The sequence below is a fragment of the Nocardia sp. NPDC003482 genome, from assembly GCF_053588115.1.
Window position 1 is genome coordinate 209,500 of sequence record NZ_JBSFPI010000005.1, and the last position, 16,358, is coordinate 225,857.

At 69.2% G+C, this 16,358-nt stretch carries 19 protein-coding genes; 13 read left to right on the plus strand and 6 right to left on the minus strand.

Translation table 11 applies throughout. From position 1 onward, the window contains the following. Positions 1-22 precede the first annotated feature (22 nt). Both ACWDSJ_RS10105 and ACWDSJ_RS10110 read right to left on the minus strand, forming a co-directional pair. A complete protein-coding gene (locus ACWDSJ_RS10105; protein WP_450030784.1) occupies positions 23-841 on the minus strand; it encodes a SigB/SigF/SigG family RNA polymerase sigma factor in 819 nt (272 codons plus the stop codon). 198 nt (positions 842-1,039) lie between these two features. Then, complete coding sequence (locus ACWDSJ_RS10110; protein ID WP_450030786.1) at positions 1,040-1,630, minus strand: TetR/AcrR family transcriptional regulator; 591 nt, start codon at positions 1,628-1,630, stop codon at positions 1,040-1,042. 228 nt (positions 1,631-1,858) lie between these two features. Here ACWDSJ_RS10110 and ACWDSJ_RS10115 point away from each other — a divergent pair, with 228 nt between their 5' ends. The 10 genes from ACWDSJ_RS10115 to ACWDSJ_RS10160 are packed head-to-tail and all read left to right on the plus strand — an operon-like array spanning position 1,859 to position 10,346. Beyond that, positions 1,859-2,623 carry an SDR family NAD(P)-dependent oxidoreductase gene (locus tag ACWDSJ_RS10115; RefSeq protein ID WP_450030788.1) on the plus strand — a complete coding sequence of 255 codons (765 nt, stop codon included), beginning with the start codon at positions 1,859-1,861 and terminating at the stop codon, positions 2,621-2,623. Beyond that, a complete protein-coding gene (locus tag ACWDSJ_RS10120) occupies positions 2,620-3,228 on the plus strand; it encodes a carboxymuconolactone decarboxylase family protein (RefSeq protein ID WP_450030790.1) in 609 nt (202 codons plus the stop codon). The genes ACWDSJ_RS10115 and ACWDSJ_RS10120 overlap by 4 nt, the downstream gene beginning before the upstream one ends. After that, positions 3,225-4,490, plus strand: a complete 1,266-nt coding sequence (locus ACWDSJ_RS10125; protein WP_450030792.1) for an aromatic ring-hydroxylating oxygenase subunit alpha — start codon at positions 3,225-3,227, stop codon at positions 4,488-4,490. The genes ACWDSJ_RS10120 and ACWDSJ_RS10125 overlap by 4 nt, the downstream gene beginning before the upstream one ends. Positions 4,491-4,495: 5 nt before the next feature. After that, positions 4,496-4,831: a hypothetical protein gene (locus ACWDSJ_RS10130; protein ID WP_387364806.1), complete on the plus strand. Its 336-nt coding sequence runs from the start codon at positions 4,496-4,498 to the stop codon at positions 4,829-4,831. Positions 4,832-4,841: 10 nt separating this feature from the next. Further along, positions 4,842-5,681 carry a TauD/TfdA dioxygenase family protein gene (locus tag ACWDSJ_RS10135; protein ID WP_450030794.1) on the plus strand — a complete coding sequence of 280 codons (840 nt, stop codon included), beginning with the start codon at positions 4,842-4,844 and terminating at the stop codon, positions 5,679-5,681. Between the two features lie 23 nt (positions 5,682-5,704). Continuing rightward, positions 5,705-6,976, plus strand: a complete 1,272-nt coding sequence (locus ACWDSJ_RS10140) for an aromatic ring-hydroxylating oxygenase subunit alpha (protein WP_450030796.1) — start codon at positions 5,705-5,707, stop codon at positions 6,974-6,976. Next, complete coding sequence (locus tag ACWDSJ_RS10145) at positions 6,976-7,311, plus strand: hypothetical protein (RefSeq protein ID WP_450030798.1); 336 nt, start codon at positions 6,976-6,978, stop codon at positions 7,309-7,311. Before ACWDSJ_RS10140 ends, ACWDSJ_RS10145 begins: the two co-directional genes overlap by 1 nt. After that, positions 7,308-8,552 (plus strand): amidohydrolase family protein, encoded by a 1,245-nt coding sequence (locus tag ACWDSJ_RS10150; protein WP_450030800.1) that lies wholly within the window; start codon positions 7,308-7,310, stop codon positions 8,550-8,552. The genes ACWDSJ_RS10145 and ACWDSJ_RS10150 overlap by 4 nt, the downstream gene beginning before the upstream one ends. Before the next feature lie 23 nt (positions 8,553-8,575). Beyond that, entirely contained in the window at positions 8,576-8,935 is a 360-nt protein-coding gene (locus ACWDSJ_RS10155) for a hypothetical protein (RefSeq protein ID WP_450030802.1), read from the plus strand. Next, complete coding sequence (locus ACWDSJ_RS10160) at positions 8,901-10,346, plus strand: aldehyde dehydrogenase (RefSeq protein WP_450030804.1); 1,446 nt, start codon at positions 8,901-8,903, stop codon at positions 10,344-10,346. The genes ACWDSJ_RS10155 and ACWDSJ_RS10160 overlap by 35 nt, the downstream gene beginning before the upstream one ends. 52 nt (positions 10,347-10,398) lie before the next feature. On the opposite strand, the gene ACWDSJ_RS10165 is transcribed toward ACWDSJ_RS10160, so the two are convergent. After that, positions 10,399-10,812: a MarR family transcriptional regulator gene (locus ACWDSJ_RS10165; protein WP_450030806.1), complete on the minus strand. Its 414-nt coding sequence runs from the start codon at positions 10,810-10,812 to the stop codon at positions 10,399-10,401. A gap of 86 nt (positions 10,813-10,898) precedes the next feature. On the opposite strand from ACWDSJ_RS10165, the gene ACWDSJ_RS10170 reads away from it, so the two are divergent. The 3 genes from ACWDSJ_RS10170 (at position 10,899) to ACWDSJ_RS10180 (ending at position 12,849) form a co-directional block, all read left to right on the plus strand. Beyond that, a complete protein-coding gene (locus tag ACWDSJ_RS10170; protein WP_450030808.1) occupies positions 10,899-11,885 on the plus strand; it encodes an SDR family NAD(P)-dependent oxidoreductase in 987 nt (328 codons plus the stop codon). 51 nt (positions 11,886-11,936) lie between these two features. Then, positions 11,937-12,302, plus strand: coding sequence for a hypothetical protein (locus tag ACWDSJ_RS10175; protein ID WP_387364780.1), 366 nt, complete (start codon positions 11,937-11,939; stop codon positions 12,300-12,302). A gap of 67 nt (positions 12,303-12,369) precedes the next feature. Then, positions 12,370-12,849: a TspO/MBR family protein gene (locus ACWDSJ_RS10180; protein ID WP_450030810.1), complete on the plus strand. Its 480-nt coding sequence runs from the start codon at positions 12,370-12,372 to the stop codon at positions 12,847-12,849. 2 nt (positions 12,850-12,851) lie between these two features. Here the strand turns inward: ACWDSJ_RS10180 and ACWDSJ_RS10185 are convergent, their stop codons facing one another. The 3 genes from ACWDSJ_RS10185 to xylA all read right to left on the minus strand — a co-directional run bounded on the left by ACWDSJ_RS10185 (position 12,852) and on the right by xylA (position 16,298). Then, complete coding sequence (locus ACWDSJ_RS10185) at positions 12,852-13,235, minus strand: response regulator (protein ID WP_387364774.1); 384 nt, start codon at positions 13,233-13,235, stop codon at positions 12,852-12,854. A gap of 460 nt (positions 13,236-13,695) precedes the next feature. After that, positions 13,696-15,120, minus strand: a complete 1,425-nt coding sequence (gene xylB, locus ACWDSJ_RS10190; RefSeq protein ID WP_450030813.1) for a xylulokinase — start codon at positions 15,118-15,120, stop codon at positions 13,696-13,698. Continuing rightward, entirely contained in the window at positions 15,117-16,298 is a 1,182-nt protein-coding gene (gene xylA, locus ACWDSJ_RS10195) for a xylose isomerase (RefSeq protein WP_450030815.1), read from the minus strand. Before xylA ends, xylB begins: the two co-directional genes overlap by 4 nt. Between the last annotated feature and the right edge of the window lie 60 nt (positions 16,299-16,358).

Genomic DNA, 16,358 nt, shown 5'->3' on the forward strand with positions numbered 1-16,358 from the left:
CGATCGACGGGCGGAAACGCGCTCAGTCCCGCAACACGTCCTCCCGCAGGGTGGCCAGCGTCTTGGTGATGATGCGGGAGACCTGCATCTGGGAGATGCTCAGGCGCTGGGCGATCTGGGTCTGGGTGAGGTTCTCGAAGAAGCGCCATTGCAGCACGTGCCGCTCCCGCTCGGGCAGGGCGGCCAGCAGCGGGGCGACCGCGAGGGCGTTCTCGGTGAGTTCGTAGCCGCCGTCCACGCCGCCGAGTTCCTCGAGCACCCGCGACGTGCCCGGCTCGCGATCGGCGTCGTCGGAGGGCCCGTCGATGGTGTCGGTGTTGTAGGCGTTGGCCGCGAGCAGGGCCTGGGTGATCTCGAGCAGATCGACATCGAGTTCGGCGGCCAGCTCGGACGCGGTCGGCATGCGATGCAACCGCTGGGACAGGCGTTCGATCACCGGCCCCAGGGCCGACTGTAATTCCTTGGTGGGCCGCGGCACCCGCACCGCCCAGGTGCGGTCGCGGAAGTGCCGGCGAACCTCGCCCATGATCGTGGGCACCGCGAAGGCCAGGAACGAGCAGCCCTTCCCGGCGTCGAATCGGTCGACCGCCAGCAGCAGTCCGACCGAGGCCACCTGGTACAGATCCTCGTAGGTCTCGCCGCGTCCGGTGTAGCGGCGGGCGATGTGCTCGGCCAGCGGCAGGCAGCGGCCCACGATGTCGGTGCGCAGCCGGGAGCGCTCCGGATCGTGCTCGGGCAGTGCCGCCATCTTCTCCAGCCAGGGCTCGATGCCGTCGTAAGGGTCGCTGCCCCGGCGTGCTCGAGTGGTGGAAACCGTGTTCGAATCCAGTAGCGAAGTCATGACTCGCCTCCGACGACCGGGTCGATCGTGCGGGGTTCGCTCACGTCCTGAACGCGCCCGCATCGAAGAAGTCGCCTGCCCAGTCTGCCGAGGACGGGGCGAATCGGTCAGTGCGGAAAGCGAACAAGACCGTCCGGGCAATCCGAAATGCGAATGTCCGGGGAGATAAACCCGTCGCTCACCGCCGGAATCGACCGGTCACGGTCGCCGCTCGCCCTCCACGTCGCGCAGGAACCCCTCGATGAGCCGGACCACATCGTCGTGACCGGCGTCCACGCCGAACGCCTCCTCCATCCGCAGGAACCGGGAGATGCTCGACATCAACAGCACCACCGCGGCGGGGGTGTACACGACGGACTCGTGCCCGTAACCCGCGAGGATCTTCGTGACAGCCTCGAGTTGGAGTTCGCGAAAACGCTTGGAAGAGGCCGCGATTTCGGCCCGGATGGCCTTGCGGTGGTTGGCCAGGGCGACGAATTCCATGGTCAGCGCGGTCTGGGACTGATCGTGGATCGACTCCCACAGCGCCCACAACGGCTGCGGGTCGTCGAGCGCCTCGACCTGGAGCCGGTAGCTGCGCTCGGCGCCGCGGCGGAACAACTCGATGAACAGATTGTCCATCGTGCCGAAGTAGTAGTACACGAGCGCGGGATTGGCGCCCGCCCGCGCGGCGAGGCGGCGGGTGCTCACCGCGGCGTACCCCTCCTCGAGCATGAGCTCCTGGGCCGCGTCCAGCAGGGCAGCGCGGGTGGGGGAGTTGTCGGGGTCGGCGCTGCGGGCCGGTTTCATCTGCTGGCCTCCTGTGCCGCGCGACGCGCACGGTCGCAGCTCAGTGTACGGCGGGTCCCCGCAAGTCTGTTCGAAGCCTGTTGACAGTCGCCGACGACCTGCCGTATACCTTAATCACTCGCCTAATTTAGTCAGTCGACTAACTCGCTGAGCGGCCTTGCATGATAGGACCAGGCCGCTGGAAACCCTTGTGGCGCAGCGTCTTCGACCGGTGGAGGGAGCCGGATCATGAGCAGACCGACAGCCGACGGCGGCCGGGTCGCGGTGGTGACCGGCGGCGCGTCCGGGATGGGAGCGGCCGTCTGCCGGACCTTCGCCGCGCACGGCCACCGCACCGCCGTGCTGGACATCGACGCCACCGCCGCCGAACAGCTCGCGGAAGAGCTGCGGTCCGCGGGCGGCGCGGCCACGGCGTGCGGCGTGGACGTGACCGACCGGGCCGCGGTCGACGCGGCCCTGGACAAGGTGCGCGCCGAATTCGGCCCCATCGACATCCTCGTGACCAGCGCGGGTGTGGTGGGTTTCGCGCCGTTCACCGAGATCACGCTCGCCGACTGGCACCGGATCGTGGAGGTCAACCTGACCGGGACGTTCCATTGCGTGCAGTCGGCGATCCCGGACATGGTGCGCGGCGGGTGGGGCCGGATCGTGACGATCTCCTCGTCCAGCGCGCAGCGCGGCTCGCCGGGCATGGTGCACTACACCGCCGCCAAGGGCGCGGTCGTCGCCATGACGAAGGCCCTCGCGCGCGAGTTCGCGAGCCGGGGCATCACGGTCAACACCATCCCGCCCTCGGGCATCGACACGCCCATGTCGCGCCGCTCGCAGGAGGCCGGGCACCTGCCCGACAACGACCGCATGGCCGCCGCGATTCCGGTGGGGCACTTGGGTTCCGGTGACGATATCGCCGCGGCCTGCCTGTTCCTGTGCTCGGAGCAGGCGGGCTACATCACCGGCCAGGTGCTCGGCGTGAACGGCGGGTCCGTCATATGACGCCGCGGCTGGCCCCGCTGGCCGCCGAGCACTGGGACGAGCGGGCGCGAGAGTCGTTGCGCGGCAAGGTGAGTCTCGCCGACCGCTACCTGTCCGGCGCGCCCGACGCCCCCCGGATGCCGAATGTGCTGGGCGTCCTCGGTCACCACCCCGAACTGGCCGGGGCCTGGCTGAGTTACAACGGCGCGCTGCTGGAACGCTCCGCGCTCGACCCCCGCCATCGCGAACTGGTGATCCTGCGCGTCGCCTGGCGCACGCGCTCGGCCTACGAATGGGCGCAGCACGCGCGCATCGGTTCCCGGGCCGGACTCACCGACGAGCGGATCGAGGCCGTCACCCACGGCCCGGACGCCCCGGTGTGGTCGCCGCTGGAACGGGTGCTGCTGACCGCCGTCGACCAGCTGCTCGACCGGCACGGCCTCGACGACGGCACCTGGGCGGAGCTGGTGCGCCACTTCGACCCCCGCCGCACGCTCGAACTGCTGTTCGTCGCCGGTTCCTATCTGTGCCTGGCGCTGGTGTTCAACAGCGTCGGCCTGCAACTCGACCCCGATATGGCACTGCCGCCGACACTTCCGCGACCGGATAAGGAGGAACGACCGTGACCCAGTGGCCCAAGCCCGCCGAGGGCAGTTGGACCGAGCACTATCCCGAGCTCGGCACGTCGATGATCTCGTTCGATGATTCGGTGTCCCCGGAGTTCTTCGAACTCGAACGCGAGGCGATCTTCAAACGCGCGTGGCTCAATGTCGGTCGCGTGGAACAGCTTCCGCGCACCGGAAGCTACTTCACGAAGGAGATCGAGGCCGCCCGCACCTCGATCGTCGTGGTGCGCGACCGGGACGGCTCGATCAACGCCTTCCACAATGTGTGCCGCCATCGCGGAAACAAGCTGGTGTGGAACGAGTTTCCGACCGCGGAGGTGGCGGGCACCTGCCGCCAGTTCACCTGCAAGTACCACGGCTGGCGCTACAACCTGGACGGTTCGCTGGCGTTCGTGCAGCAGGAGGGCGAGTTCTTCGACCTCGACCCGAGCGCGTCGGGACTGGTCCGGGTGCACTGCGATGTGTGGGCCGGATTCGTGTTCGTCAACCTCGACCGCGAACCCCGCCAGACCCTGCGGGATTTCCTGGGGCCCATGGTGACCGCGCTCGACGGCTACCCGTTCGACCGGATGACCGAGTGGTACGAGTTCACCGCCGACAACCGCAGCAACTGGAAGCTGTTCGCGGACGCGTTCCAGGAGTACTACCACGTGCCCGGCCTGCACCCGCAGCAGATCCCGAATCCGGTGCGCACCGGAAAGGGCTTCGAATGCGCGCACTTCCAGGTCGACGGCCCGCACCGGATGGTCTCCACCGGCGGGCCGCGGCGCTGGACCCAGCCCGCGGAGTACATGTACCCGATCGAGCGGATCACCCGCAGCGGCCTGGTCGGACCGTGGGAGTCGCCCGACCTGGGTGAGCCGCCGCGGGGCCTGAATCCCGGCCGGATCGAGCCGTGGGGGATCGACAACTTCCAGATCTTCCCCAATATCGAGATCCTCATCTACCGCGGCTGGTACCTGCTCTACCGCTACTGGCCGACCTCCCACAACACCCACCGCTTCGAATGCGTGCTGGCCTATCAGCCCGCGCGCACGGTCCGCGAACGCGTGGAGCACGAGGTCGCCTCGGTCGTGTTCAAGGAGTTCGCGCTCCAGGACGCGGGCATGCTGACCGGCACCCAGACCGCGCTCGAATCCGCCTACCGCACAGCGGGTCTCACCCACTTCCCGGTCAACGATCAGGAGATCCTGGTGCGGCACTTCCACCGGGCGGTCGGCGAGTGGGTCGCCCGCTACCGGAGCGAATTCGCGGGAGTGTGAGCGCGATGCCGGAGAAAAAACTCCCCCCGGGGTTCGCCGAATTCGAGGAGTACGCCCGAACCTGGTGTCTGGCAACCGAATCCGAGCGCTGGGCCCGGCGCATGGCGAGTACCATGCCCGAGTTGATCGCCTTCCACGACGCGTTCCTGCCGCGCCTGGACGAGGCCATCGCCTACTGCGACAAGTTCCCCCTCGACGAGCTGCCCGAGGACGCCCTGAACCTGCTGCACCTGGTGTATTCGCTGGTGATGGTCGCCATGGCGGTCGAGATCTTCCAGCAGATCAAACCCACCGACAGCGCCGACGCCGAGATCACGCGGATCGCCGAGCCGCTGCCATGAGGAGAGTGCGATGACGACAACCATCGAGCCGCTCGGCTCGCAGGTCGGCGCCGAGGTCCGCGGGGTCGACCGGGAGCGGCTGCTCACCGACGACACGCTGGGCGACGCCGTCCTGGACGCGCTCGAGACCTACGGCGTGCTGGTGTTCCGTGACCTGCACCTGGATCCGGAGACCCAGGTCGCGTTCTGCCGCAGGCTCGGCGAGATCGACACCGAACCCGGCCACCACCCGGTCCCGGGCATCTACCGGGTCAGCCTCGACACGACCAAGAACTCCTCGGCGAGCTACCTGCGCGCGACCTTCGACTGGCACATCGACGGCTGCACCCCGCAGGACGACGCCTACCCGCAGAAGGCCACCATGCTCACCGCGAAGGCCGTGGCCGAGCGCGGCGGCGAAACCGAATTCGCCTCCACCTACAAGGCTTTCGACACGCTGAGCGACGAGGAGAAACAACGCTTCGCGACGCTGCGGGTGGTGCATTCGCTGGAAGCGTCGCAGCGGCTGGTCACCCCCGACCCGTCGCCCGAGCAGCTGGCCGCGTGGCGGCGTCGCCCCAGCAAGGAGCATCCGCTGATCTGGACGCACAAGTCGGGCCGCCGCTCGCTGGTGCTGGGCGCGTCCACCGATCACGTCGTCGGGATGGATCCGGACGAGAGCCGGGCGCTGCTGGACGATCTGCTGCGCCGCTGCACCACCCCCGAGCGGGTCTACCGCCACGAATGGTCCGTCGGCGACACCGTCCTCTGGGACAACCGCGGCGTCATCCACCGCGCCGCGCCCTACGACCCCGATTCGCCGCGAGAAATGCTGCGCACCACCGTGCTCGGCGACGAGCCGATCCGATAACCCCGTCCCTCCAGGAGAACACCATGCCTCGTTGGCCCAAGCCCGCCGAAGGCAGCTGGACCCAGCACTACCCGGAACTCGGCACCGCCCCGATGTCCTACGAGGACTCCATCTCGCCGGAGTACTTCGAACTCGAGCGGGAGGCGATCTTCAAACGCGCCTGGCTCAATGTCGGTCGCGTGGAACAACTTCCGCGCACCGGCAGCTACTTCACCAAGGAGATCCACGCGGCGCACACCTCGGTCATCGTGGTGCGCGACAAGGAAGGCACGGTGAACGCCTTCCACAACATCTGCCGCCACCGCGGCAACAAGTTGGTCTGGGACGAGATTCCACGAGACGAGGTCTCCGGCACCTGCCGCCAGTTCACCTGCAAGTACCACGGGTGGCGCTACGGGCTCGACGGCGCGCTGACCTTCGTGCAGCAGGAGGAGGAGTTCTTCGACCTGGACAAGGCGCGGTTCGGGCTGGTGCCGGTGCACTGCGAGGTGTGGTCGGGCTTCATCTTCGTCAACCTGGCCCGCGAACCGCGCCAATCGCTGCGAGAGTTCCTGGGGCCCATGATCATCGGGCTCGAGGGCTATCCGTTCGACACGCTCACCGAGCGCTTCTGCTACCGCTCCGAGGTGGGCGCGAACTGGAAGCTGTACATGGACGCGTTCCAGGAGTTCTATCACGCGCCCGTGCTGCACGGGAAGCAGACGCCGGACAACTACTCCATCGCCGCCCAGCAGGCCGGGTTCGAGGCGCCGCACTACCGGCTCGACGGTCCGCACCGGCTGGTCAGCACGTCGGGCGTGGTCACCTGGGAGCTCGATCCCACCATGCGCAAACCCATGGAGGACATCACCCGCAGCGGACTGTTCGGGCCGTGGGACACACCGGATCTCGGGCCGATGCCCGCGGGCCTCAATCCCGCGAAATGCGATCCGTGGGGGCTGGATTCGTTCCAGCTCTGGCCCAATTTCGTGATCCTGATCTGGTCCGGCGGCTGGTATCTGACCTACCACTACTGGCCGACCTCGCACAACACCCACATCTTCGAGGGCAACCTGTACTTCCCGCCGTCGCGCGGCGCGCGCGACCGCGTCGCGCACGAAATGGCCGCGGTGACGTTCAAGGAGTACGGCCTGCAGGACAGCTCCACCCTGGAGGCGACGCAGCTCATGCTCGAATCCCGTGCGGTGACGACGTTTCCGCTCAACGATCAGGAGATCCTGCTGCGGCATCTGCACAAGGTGGCCGCGGACTGGGTCGAGGACTACCGCACCGAACGCGCTCAGGCGGTGCGCTGATGTCGGACACGCTGCTGCCCCCCGAGTTCGCCGACCTCGAGCCGTTCGCCCGAACCTGGTGTCTGCCAACCGAATCCGAGCGCTACGCCCGCCGCCTGGCGAGCTCGATGGACGAGATGCAACGGTTTTACGACGCCGTCACCCCGCGCGCCGAGGACGCCCTCGCCTACTGCGACAAGTTCCCGCTCGACGAGTTGCCCGACGAGGTGCGCAACCTGATGCACCTGCTGTATTCGATGATCACCGTGTCGTTCCCGGTGGAGGTCTGGAGCCAGCCGCGCATCCCCGACACCGGGGCCGCGACGCTGGACTGCGTGATCGAGCCGATCCCGTGAGCGCGCCGAGCATCGTGCTGCGCGCGGATCGGCGGGTCGACGTCGACACCGGCGAGGTGCTCGAGTCGGCGGTGATCGTGGTGCGGGACAACGTGATCGAGGCGATCGATCCGCCCGAACTGCCGCGCGCGGCCACGATCGTCGACCTGGGCGATGTCACCCTGCTGCCCGGGTTGATGGATATGGAGATCAACCTGCTCATCGGCGGCCCGGACAACCCGACCGGGCTGCCGAACCCGATGCACGGCGTGCAGGACGATCCGGTGTACCGGACGCTGCGCGCCACCGTGAACGCGCGGACCACCCTGCACGCCGGATTCACCACCGTGCGCAACCTCGGGCTGATGGTGAAGACGGGCGGCTACCTGCTCGACGTCGACCTCCACCGGGCCATCGAACAGGGCTGGGTCGAGGGGCCGCGCATCGTGTCGGCCGGGCACGCGGTCACCCCGACCGGCGGGCATCTGGATCCGACCATGTTCCAGCGCCTGGCCCCGCACATCATGCCGGTGAGTGTGGAGGAGGGGCGGGCCAACGGCGTGCCCCAGGTCCGCGAATGCGTCCGGTACCAGATCAAATACGGCGCGGAGGTCATCAAGATCTCCGCGTCGGGCGGGGTGATGTCGCACGGCACCGTGGCCGGGGCGCAGCAGTACTCCGACGAGGAACTCGCCGCGATCGTCGACGAGGCCCATCGCGCCGGGGTCCGGGTCGCCGCGCACGCCCACGGCGACGCCGGAATCCGCGCGTGCGTCCGGGCCGGGGTCGACTGCATCGAACACGGATCGCTGGCCACCGACGACACCATCGCCATGATGGTCGAGCACGGCACGTTCCTGGTGCCGACCAGTTATCTGTCCGAGGGGCTCGACGTCTCCAAAGCCGCACCCGCCCTGCGGAAGAAGGCCGCCGAGGTCTTCCCGAGGGCGCGCGAGACGCTGCGCAAGGCGATCGCGGCGGGCGTCAAGATCGCCTGCGGCACCGACGCTCCCGCGGTTCCGCACGGCGACAACGCCAAGGAGCTGTGGGCCCTGGTCGATCGCGGCATGACGCCCGCCCAGGCGTTGCGCGCCGCGACCGTCACCAGCGCCGAACTCATCGGTGTCGACGATCGCGGACGGCTCGCGCCCGGCCTGCTCGCCGACATCATCGCCGTCCCCGGCGATCCCACCGCCGATATCACCACGGTGCAGGACGTGCGGTTCGTCATGAAGGACGGCCGCATCGTCAAACGGCCCTGACCGCCGCCGACAAGGAGACAGCAATGGCCAAGGGAATCCTCTACGTCGAATCCCAGCCCGGTTCCGCCGAGGAGGCGGCCGCCTACCACACCTGGTACGAGCACACCCATATGAAGGAGATGCTCGGCATCGAGGGCATCATCGCCGCCCGCCGCTTCGAATCCCTCTCGGACGACGGGGTTTTCGTCGCCATCTACGAGATCGAGGCCGACGACATCGGCGCGGTGCAGGCCAGGCTGGCCGAATCCACCAGGGCCGGGGCGTTCTCGCCGCCTCAGGGGCTGCGCACCGATCCGCCGCCGGACGGTGCGTTTCTATCGCCAGATCGCCTCGCGGACAGCGTGATTCATGGACACCCGGGAGCAGTTGTTCATCGGCGGTGACTGGGTCGCGCCGAGCACCGGCGACACCCTCGAGGTGATCTCCCCGCACACCGAGGAACTCGTGGCGCGCGTCGCCGCGCCCGGACCCGCCGATGTCGATCGCGCGGTCGCGGCCGCGCGCGCGGCCTTCGACGAGGGTCCGTGGCCGCGTGTGGATCCGAGCGAACGGATCGCGGTCGTCCGGGCGCTGCTCGCGCGCTACCAGCCGCGGCAGGAGGAACTCGCCCGGCTCGTCACCGCCGAGATGGGCGCGCCCATCACGTTCTCCCGGTCGGCGCACGCGCGGCTGCCCGGCGCGATGATGGGCGCGTTCGCCGACCTCGCCGCGCGGCATCCCTGGCAGGAGACGCGGCCGGGCGCGTTCGGCGGCGCGATCACGGTGCGGCGCACGCCGATCGGGGTGGTCGGCGCGATCGTGCCGTGGAACATGCCGATGTTCCTGATCGTGGCCAAGCTGATTCCCGCGCTGCTGGCCGGTTGCGCGATCGTGCTCAAACCGTCGCCGGAGACGCCGCTGGACGCCTACCTCATGGCAGATCTGCTCACCCACCTCGACCTACCGCCCGGGGTGGTGAGCATCCTGCCCGGCGATCGGGAGATCGGCCGTCACCTCGTCGCGCATCCGGGCGTGGACAAGGTCTCCTTCACCGGGTCGACGGCGGCGGGTAAGGAGGTCGCGGCGGCGTGCGCGCCGCGGCTGCGCCGGGTCGGGCTCGAACTGGGCGGCAAGTCGGCCGCGGTGGTGCTCGACGACGCCGATCCCGTCGCGGTGGCCACGGGGATGGCCGTGGCCGGATTGATGAACGGCGGGCAGGCGTGCGTGGCGCAGACCCGGATCTTGTTGCCGCGCAAGCGGGTTCGAGAGTACACCGACGCGCTGGTGGAGATGATCGAGACGCTCACCGTCGGTGACCCGTTCGATCCCGACACCCGGGTCGGGCCGATGGTCACCCGGCGGCAGCGCGACCGCGTGCGCGGCTACATCGATCAGGGCGTGCGCGAGGGCGCGCGGCTGCTGGTCGGTGGCGTCGAACCGCCCGACGGCCTCGAACGCGGCTGGTACGTCCGGCCCACGTTGTTCACCGACGTCACCCCGGGCATGCGCATCGCCCGCGAGGAGATCTTCGGCCCGGTGCTCGGCGTGTTCGCCTACGACGACGAGGACGAGGCCGTGCGCATCGCCAACGACACCGACTACGGCCTGTCCGGCTCGGTCTGGACTACCGACATCGAGCGGGGCCTAGCCGTCGCCCGCCGAATACGCAGCGGCACACTGGGAATCAACCAGCCCTACAGCATGGACCCGGCCGCGCCGTTCGGCGGCGTCAAGGCCAGCGGTATCGGCCGCGAGTTCGGTCCCGAGGGGCTGGACGAATTCCTGGAACTCACCTCGATATCCGTCGCCGCCTGACAGTCGGGGCGGCCGGCTCGCGCCCGCCGACGGGTGCGGGACGGCCCCCTCATTACTCCAGCAGCAACCGCGCGAGTTCGTCGAGCAGTTGTCCGGCCCGTGCCGCGGACGCCTTGTCGCCCAAGCGTTTCGCGAGCGCCGCGTGCACGGTCCGCGACGCTCGTTCCTCGATCAGGCTCAGCAGCGCGTCGCTGGGGTGGGCCAGGGTGCGGCGGCGGTCGGCGGGGTCGGCGGCCGTGGTGACGAAGCCGCGCTCGGACAGGCGGGCGATCGTGGTCGAGACGTGGCTCTGCACGAATCCGGTGCGTTCGGTGATGTCCCGCACCGAGCTGCCGGGATTGGTCACGATGTCGTCGACGACGGCGATCTCGCCCAGCGAGGCCGGGGGTTCGTCGGGGTTCACGCTGACCTGCCGGGCGAGGTCGGTCAGGTAGGCGATGAGGTGGTGCAGCTCACGGACATCCACCGGCCGAATTTATCAGCTACCGATTCATCTGGGTCAGATACATCTGTCGCTGATACGATTGGCGGGTTCACGACGAGAGGAATGCGATGACTGCCGACGCTCGGCCGCTCACGGGGAAAGACACCATCGGGCGCTGGCTCGACGATCCGGCGGGGAGCGCGGTCATCGGGGAACTGCTCGCGTCGATGGGACACGATCGGAGCGTCTTGCGGCAGATCGCCAACCTCCCGCTGAACTCCCTCGTCGGCCTGAGCCAGGGCCAGCTGAGCCAGGAGGCGGTCGACGGGCTCGTCGCCCGCGCCAATGGCGGCGTCATGCCCGTCGAGGCGGACGAACCCACCCCCGCCGCCCGCTTCGCCGGGCGCACGATCATCGTCACCGGCGCGGGCTCGGGCATCGGAAAGGCCACCGCCGCACGGATTCTCGCCGAGGGCGGCCGCGTGGTGGCCGTCGACGTGGCGGCCGAGCGGCTCGATGCGCTGGCCGGGGACGCGGTCGTCGCCGTCGGCGGCGACATCACCGCCGACGCCGATATCGCCCGCATCGTCGCCGCGGCCGGGGACACCGTGGACGGCCTGGCCAATGTCGCCGGAATCATGGACGGCATGCTGCCGCTGCACGAGGTGGGCGACGACGTGTGGGAGCGGGTGCTCGCGGTGAACCTCACCGGCACGTTCAAGCTCAGCCGCGCCGTCGTCACGAAAATGCTTGCCGCCGGGCGCGGTTCGATCGTGAACGTCGCCTCGGAGGCGGCCCTGCGCGGCAACGCCGCCGGAACCGCCTACACCGTCTCCAAGCACGCCGTGGTCGGCCTCACCAAGAGCGCCGCATTCCTCTACGGCCCCAACGGAATTCGCGTCAACGCCGTCGCCCCCGGCCCGACCGCCACCGGCATCGAGGGCCGCTTCGACTCCGACTTCGCCCGCCAGCGCCTCGCCCCCTTCCAGGCCCTCATCCCCCCGGTCACCACCGCCGAATCCCTCGCCGCCTCGATCACCTGGCTGCTGTCCGACGACAGCGCCAATATCAACGGCCAGATCCTCGCCTCGGACGGCGGCTGGTCGGTCCAGTAGCCCGGCTGACTACGCTGACGTCCCGAGACGGTCGACCCCTGGGGGCGGAACATGCTGGTACACATCGGACTACTGGAATTGGCCTTCGGCGCGCTGTTCGGCTGGGTCGTCGCGGGTACGCACGCCGCGCCGCGCCTGTTCGAACGACTGGGTGTCATCAGCCCGCGCCGCATCCTCCAGGCCCACCTCGACTACGTGATCATGGGCGTGATCTTGATCGCGGTCGGCACCGCCGTGCCGCGCCCCGCCGCCTGGATCGTCCCCGTGCTCGTATTCGGCACCCTGCTCAACCCGACGCTGTTCCTGCCCTTGGCCTTTCGCGAGCAACTCACCGGGAATCTCGGGTATCGGGTGGTGAGCGCGGTGTCCTTCGCGGCCACCAGCGTCGGCCTGGTGGCCGTGGCGGTGACGTACTGAATTCGGGATAACCGGACGTTTTGCGGGTACCGCTCGCCAAATGTTCCGGTCGACGAAAGAGGTGGTCATGGGTGCTGCGGTCGTGGGGGAGGGGCGTCATCTCGCGGAGACGGGGGCCGGGGTCGCGGCGGCGGCCGCGGTCGGATCGCTCGCGGCGGGGACCGGGTCGCGGTGGTATCAGCGGGTGCGCAAGCCGTGGTTCCAGCCGCCGCGGGCGGCGTTTCCGATCGTGTGGACCCTGCTGTACGGGGATATCGCGGTGACCAGCGCGCGGGCGCTGGACCGGGCGACCGAGGCGGAGGCGCGTTCGCTGCGGCGGGCCCTGGCGGCGAATCTGGTGTTGAACGCGAGTTGGACGTGGGTGTTCTTCCGGGCGCATCGGCTGGGCGCGGCGACCGCGGTGGCCGGGGCGCTCACGGCGAGCAGCGCGGATCTGGCCCGGCGGGTCGCGGCGGTGGACCGCAGCGGCCGGGCGCTGGTGGTGTATCCGGGGTGGTGCGCGTTCGCGACCGTGCTGTCGGCGGCCCTGTGGCGACGTAACCGCTGAGCTCAGACGCCCAGGCGAGTGTGGATGCGGGTGAGCAACTCCCGCGTGCGGAACGGTTTGGCGAGGTAATCGCACGCGCCCGCGCCCAGCGCCAGCTCGATGACGTCCGGATCGGTCTCGGTGGACACGATCATGATCGGCGCGGGCGACGCGACCCGCAGCCGGGCACACACCTCGGCCACCGGCAGATCCGGCAGCAGCAGTTCCAGCAACACCAGATCCGGATGCCACACATCGACCGCACTGAGCGCCTGCCCCCCGGTTCTCGTGCTCACCGCCTCGAACCCGGCCGCCGCCAGCACCAGCAACGTCATCTCCGCGGTGGCCGGATCCTGTTCGACGACCAACACCCGAGCCGGATCGCCCGACAACTGCTGTGTGCTCATGGCTCGCCCCTTGCGACCGAAGTCCCCGCCCAGCTCCCACACCGACGGCCCTCGAGCCGTTTGCGCGGGTTGACGGAATTAGAGGCTATGCCCGTCAGCAACCACGTAGCAATAGAACCGTGAAATCCCCCCACCTCCCCCCGAATATCGTCACCATACCGTGACCCAACCCCCCGCACGCCACGCCCCCCGTAACCCTCCCGCACCCACCCCGACACCGTTCGGTTACCCCCGCCCACGAACCCAGCCGCACCCTTTATTCGAATCCGCACCCCTTACAAAGCCTTACAACGGGTGCGGATCCGAATAAAGGGTGCGGCTGGGCTGCCTTACGACGAGTGCCGATCCGTACAGGGTGTGCGGCTGGGTGCCCTGCAATGGGTGCGGATCCGAACAAGGGGTGCGGCTGGGGTGCCATACATCGGGTGCGAATCCGAACAAGGGGTGCGGCTGGGGTGCCTTACGACGGGTGCTGATCCGAACGGGGGGTGCGGCTGTGATGGGTGGCGTGGGAGCGGTACCGGGTGAGCAGGTCCGGGGTCGGAGTCGCCGAGTAGGTGCGTACCCCCGCGCGCGGCCACTCCGGGGGCTGATCGCCGCCCAGTAATGCCCAGGCCGCCTGTCGCGCGGCGCCCTCGGCGACGTACTCGCCCGGCGGCGGTACGTCGACGGGCGCGGCGAGGACGGCGGGCGCGATCTCCCGTACGGCCGCCGACCGCGCGCCCCCGCCGACGAGGACGAACCGTTCGAAGGGAATGCCCAGCCGATGCAGAGCGGCGGCGGCGTCGGCCATCAGGCACACCAACCCCTCCACGGCGGCGCGCGCGAGGTTCTCGCGGGTCATCGAGGCGAGGGTCATGCCGTGCAGGGACCCGGTGGCGTGCGGAAGATTGGGCGTGCGTTCGCCTTCCAGATATGGAACTTGCACGAGACCCCCGGCGCCCGCGGGTGCGGCGAGCGCGAGCGCGTCCAACTCGCCCAGTTCCACCCCGAGCACGGCCGCGGTGGCCTCGAGCACCCGCGCGGCGTTGAGGGTGCAGGCCAGCGGCAGGAATCGCCCTGTCGCATCGGCGAATCCGGCCACCGCGCCCGTCGGGTCCGCGCTCGGCGATTCCGAGACCGCCGCCACGACGCCAGAGGTTCCCAGCGACAGGATCGCGGTCCCGGCCCCGATCCCGAGACCCAGTGCGGCCCCGGCATTGTCGCCGCAACCCGGCCCGAGCACCAGCCGGGAGCCGACGGTCGCGGCGCGTTCGCCCGGACCCAGAACACGCGGCAACACGATGTCCCGTACGTCGCGTCGCAGGGCCAGCCCGAGCAGGTCGCGGCGATAGGAGCGGGTGCGCGGATCGAAGTAGCCGGTCCCCGAGGCGTCGGAGGCGTCGGTGGTCAGCTCGTCCAGCCTCGAACCGCCGCGCAGCCGCCAGGTGAGCCAGTCGTGCGGCAGCGCGACGGCGGCGATCCGGGCGGCCTGCTCGGGTTCGTGGTCCGCGAGCCAGCGCAGCTTCGAAACCGTCACCGACGCAACGGGAACCGTGCCGACCGCGCCCGCCCACTCCGCCGCCCCGAGCTCGCGCACGAGATCGTCGGCCGCTTCCGCCGAGCGGGTGTCGTTCCAAAGCAGCGCCGGGCGCACGACCCGCCCGTCGGCGTCCAGACAGATCATGCCGTGCTGCTGACCGGCGATCGAGATCGCGTCGACGTCGTCGAGTCCGCCAGCCGCCCCGATGGCCGAACACAATGCGTCCCACCATCTTTCGGGCCACACCTCGGTCCCGGGCGGATGCGGCGCGCTGCCCGAGCGCACCACCCGCCCCGATTCCAGCTCCCGCACCACCACCTTGCACGATTGTGTCGAGGAGTCGACGCCGGCGACCAGCGTCATGACCCGACCAGATGCTCGACGGCCAACTGCTGCAACCGCACGAACCCGAAATCGCGCTCAGCCGCCTTCTCCGCGTCGAAACCGTCGTCGGCGGAAAGGAATTCGGCGATCGACTCCCCGTCCCCGAGCGTCGGCCGCGCGAGATCGAACACGCCCGAATACGCCATCGCCTCCTGAACGCGCGGATCCGCCCGGAACGCCCGCGCCTTCTCCGCCAACATGAGATAGGTCGATATACACGCCCGCGCCGACTCCCACACCCCCGCGAAATGCTCTGTGCGCGAAGGCTTGTAGTCGAAATGCCGCGGCCCGGTGTAACGCGGCCCGTCCGGCTGCGCGGGAAAGCCGTTCTCCAGCAGATCCACGGTGAAGAACGCCGACAGCAGATCGCCGTGCCCGAACACCAGATCCTGGTCGTACTTCAACCCGCGCTGCCCGTTGAGATCGATGTGGAACAGCTTGCCGCTCCACAACGCCTGCGCCAGCGCGTGCGAATAGTTGAGGTTGGCCATCTGCTCGTGCCCGGTCTCGGGATTGAGCCCGACGATATCGCCGTGCTCGAGTCGCGCGATGAAGCCCAGGGCGTGGCCGACGGTCGGCAGCAGGATGTCCCCGCGCGGCTCGTTCGGCTTGGGCTCCAACGCGATTCGCAGATCGTACCCCTGCGACTTGATGTACGCGGCGACGGTGTCCACGCCCTCGCGATACCGCTCGAACGCGGCGAACAGATCCTTGGACCCGTCGTACTCCGCGCCCTCCCGCCCGCCCCACATGACGAAGGTCGACGCGCCCACCCGCGCGGCGATATCGGTGGCGCGCAGGATCTTTCGCAATCCGAAGCGGCGCACCTCGCGATCGTTGGCGGTCAACGCGCCGTCCTTGAAGACCGGATGGGTGAAGGTGTTGGTCGTGACGGTCTCGATGACCAACCCGGCCCGCTCGGTGGCCTCCCGCAATCGCGTCAGCCGCCGGTCCTTCGTCGCCTCGTCCGCGTCGAAGGGGAACACGTCGTTGTCGTGGAAGGTGATGCCCCACACGCCGAGTTCGGCGAGCCGCTCCGCGTACTCCCACGGATCGAGCGCCGGGCGGGACGCGGTACCGAAGGGATCGACCCCCGTCCACCCGACCGTCCACAGACCGAACGAGAATTTGTCCTCCGCGGTGGGCAGACGAGTCACGGTGTCCTCCTCGCGATTTTGTTCAGAAAGTGAACTTAACTCCGCCGTGGGCTAGGGTCA

Coding starts and splice junctions, on each gene's coding strand:
- ACWDSJ_RS10105 (WP_450030784.1), bottom strand. CDS start 841: ATGACTTCGCTACTGGATTCGAACACGGTTTCCACCACTCGAGCACGC.
- ACWDSJ_RS10175 (WP_387364780.1), top strand. CDS start 11,937: ATGCTGGTACACATCGGACTACTGGAATTGGCCTTCGGCGCGCTGTTC.
- ACWDSJ_RS10115 (WP_450030788.1), top strand. CDS start 1,859: ATGAGCAGACCGACAGCCGACGGCGGCCGGGTCGCGGTGGTGACCGGC.
- ACWDSJ_RS10130 (WP_387364806.1), top strand. CDS start 4,496: ATGCCGGAGAAAAAACTCCCCCCGGGGTTCGCCGAATTCGAGGAGTAC.
- ACWDSJ_RS10145 (WP_450030798.1), top strand. CDS start 6,976: ATGTCGGACACGCTGCTGCCCCCCGAGTTCGCCGACCTCGAGCCGTTC.
- ACWDSJ_RS10120 (WP_450030790.1), top strand. CDS start 2,620: ATGACGCCGCGGCTGGCCCCGCTGGCCGCCGAGCACTGGGACGAGCGG.
- ACWDSJ_RS10185 (WP_387364774.1), bottom strand. CDS start 13,235: ATGAGCACACAGCAGTTGTCGGGCGATCCGGCTCGGGTGTTGGTCGTC.
- xylB (WP_450030813.1), bottom strand. CDS start 15,120: ATGACGCTGGTCGCCGGCGTCGACTCCTCGACACAATCGTGCAAGGTG.
- ACWDSJ_RS10170 (WP_450030808.1), top strand. CDS start 10,899: ATGACTGCCGACGCTCGGCCGCTCACGGGGAAAGACACCATCGGGCGC.
- ACWDSJ_RS10160 (WP_450030804.1), top strand. CDS start 8,901: ATGGACACCCGGGAGCAGTTGTTCATCGGCGGTGACTGGGTCGCGCCG.
- ACWDSJ_RS10140 (WP_450030796.1), top strand. CDS start 5,705: ATGCCTCGTTGGCCCAAGCCCGCCGAAGGCAGCTGGACCCAGCACTAC.
- ACWDSJ_RS10110 (WP_450030786.1), bottom strand. CDS start 1,630: ATGAAACCGGCCCGCAGCGCCGACCCCGACAACTCCCCCACCCGCGCT.
- ACWDSJ_RS10155 (WP_450030802.1), top strand. CDS start 8,576: ATGGCCAAGGGAATCCTCTACGTCGAATCCCAGCCCGGTTCCGCCGAG.
- ACWDSJ_RS10135 (WP_450030794.1), top strand. CDS start 4,842: ATGACGACAACCATCGAGCCGCTCGGCTCGCAGGTCGGCGCCGAGGTC.
- ACWDSJ_RS10180 (WP_450030810.1), top strand. CDS start 12,370: ATGGGTGCTGCGGTCGTGGGGGAGGGGCGTCATCTCGCGGAGACGGGG.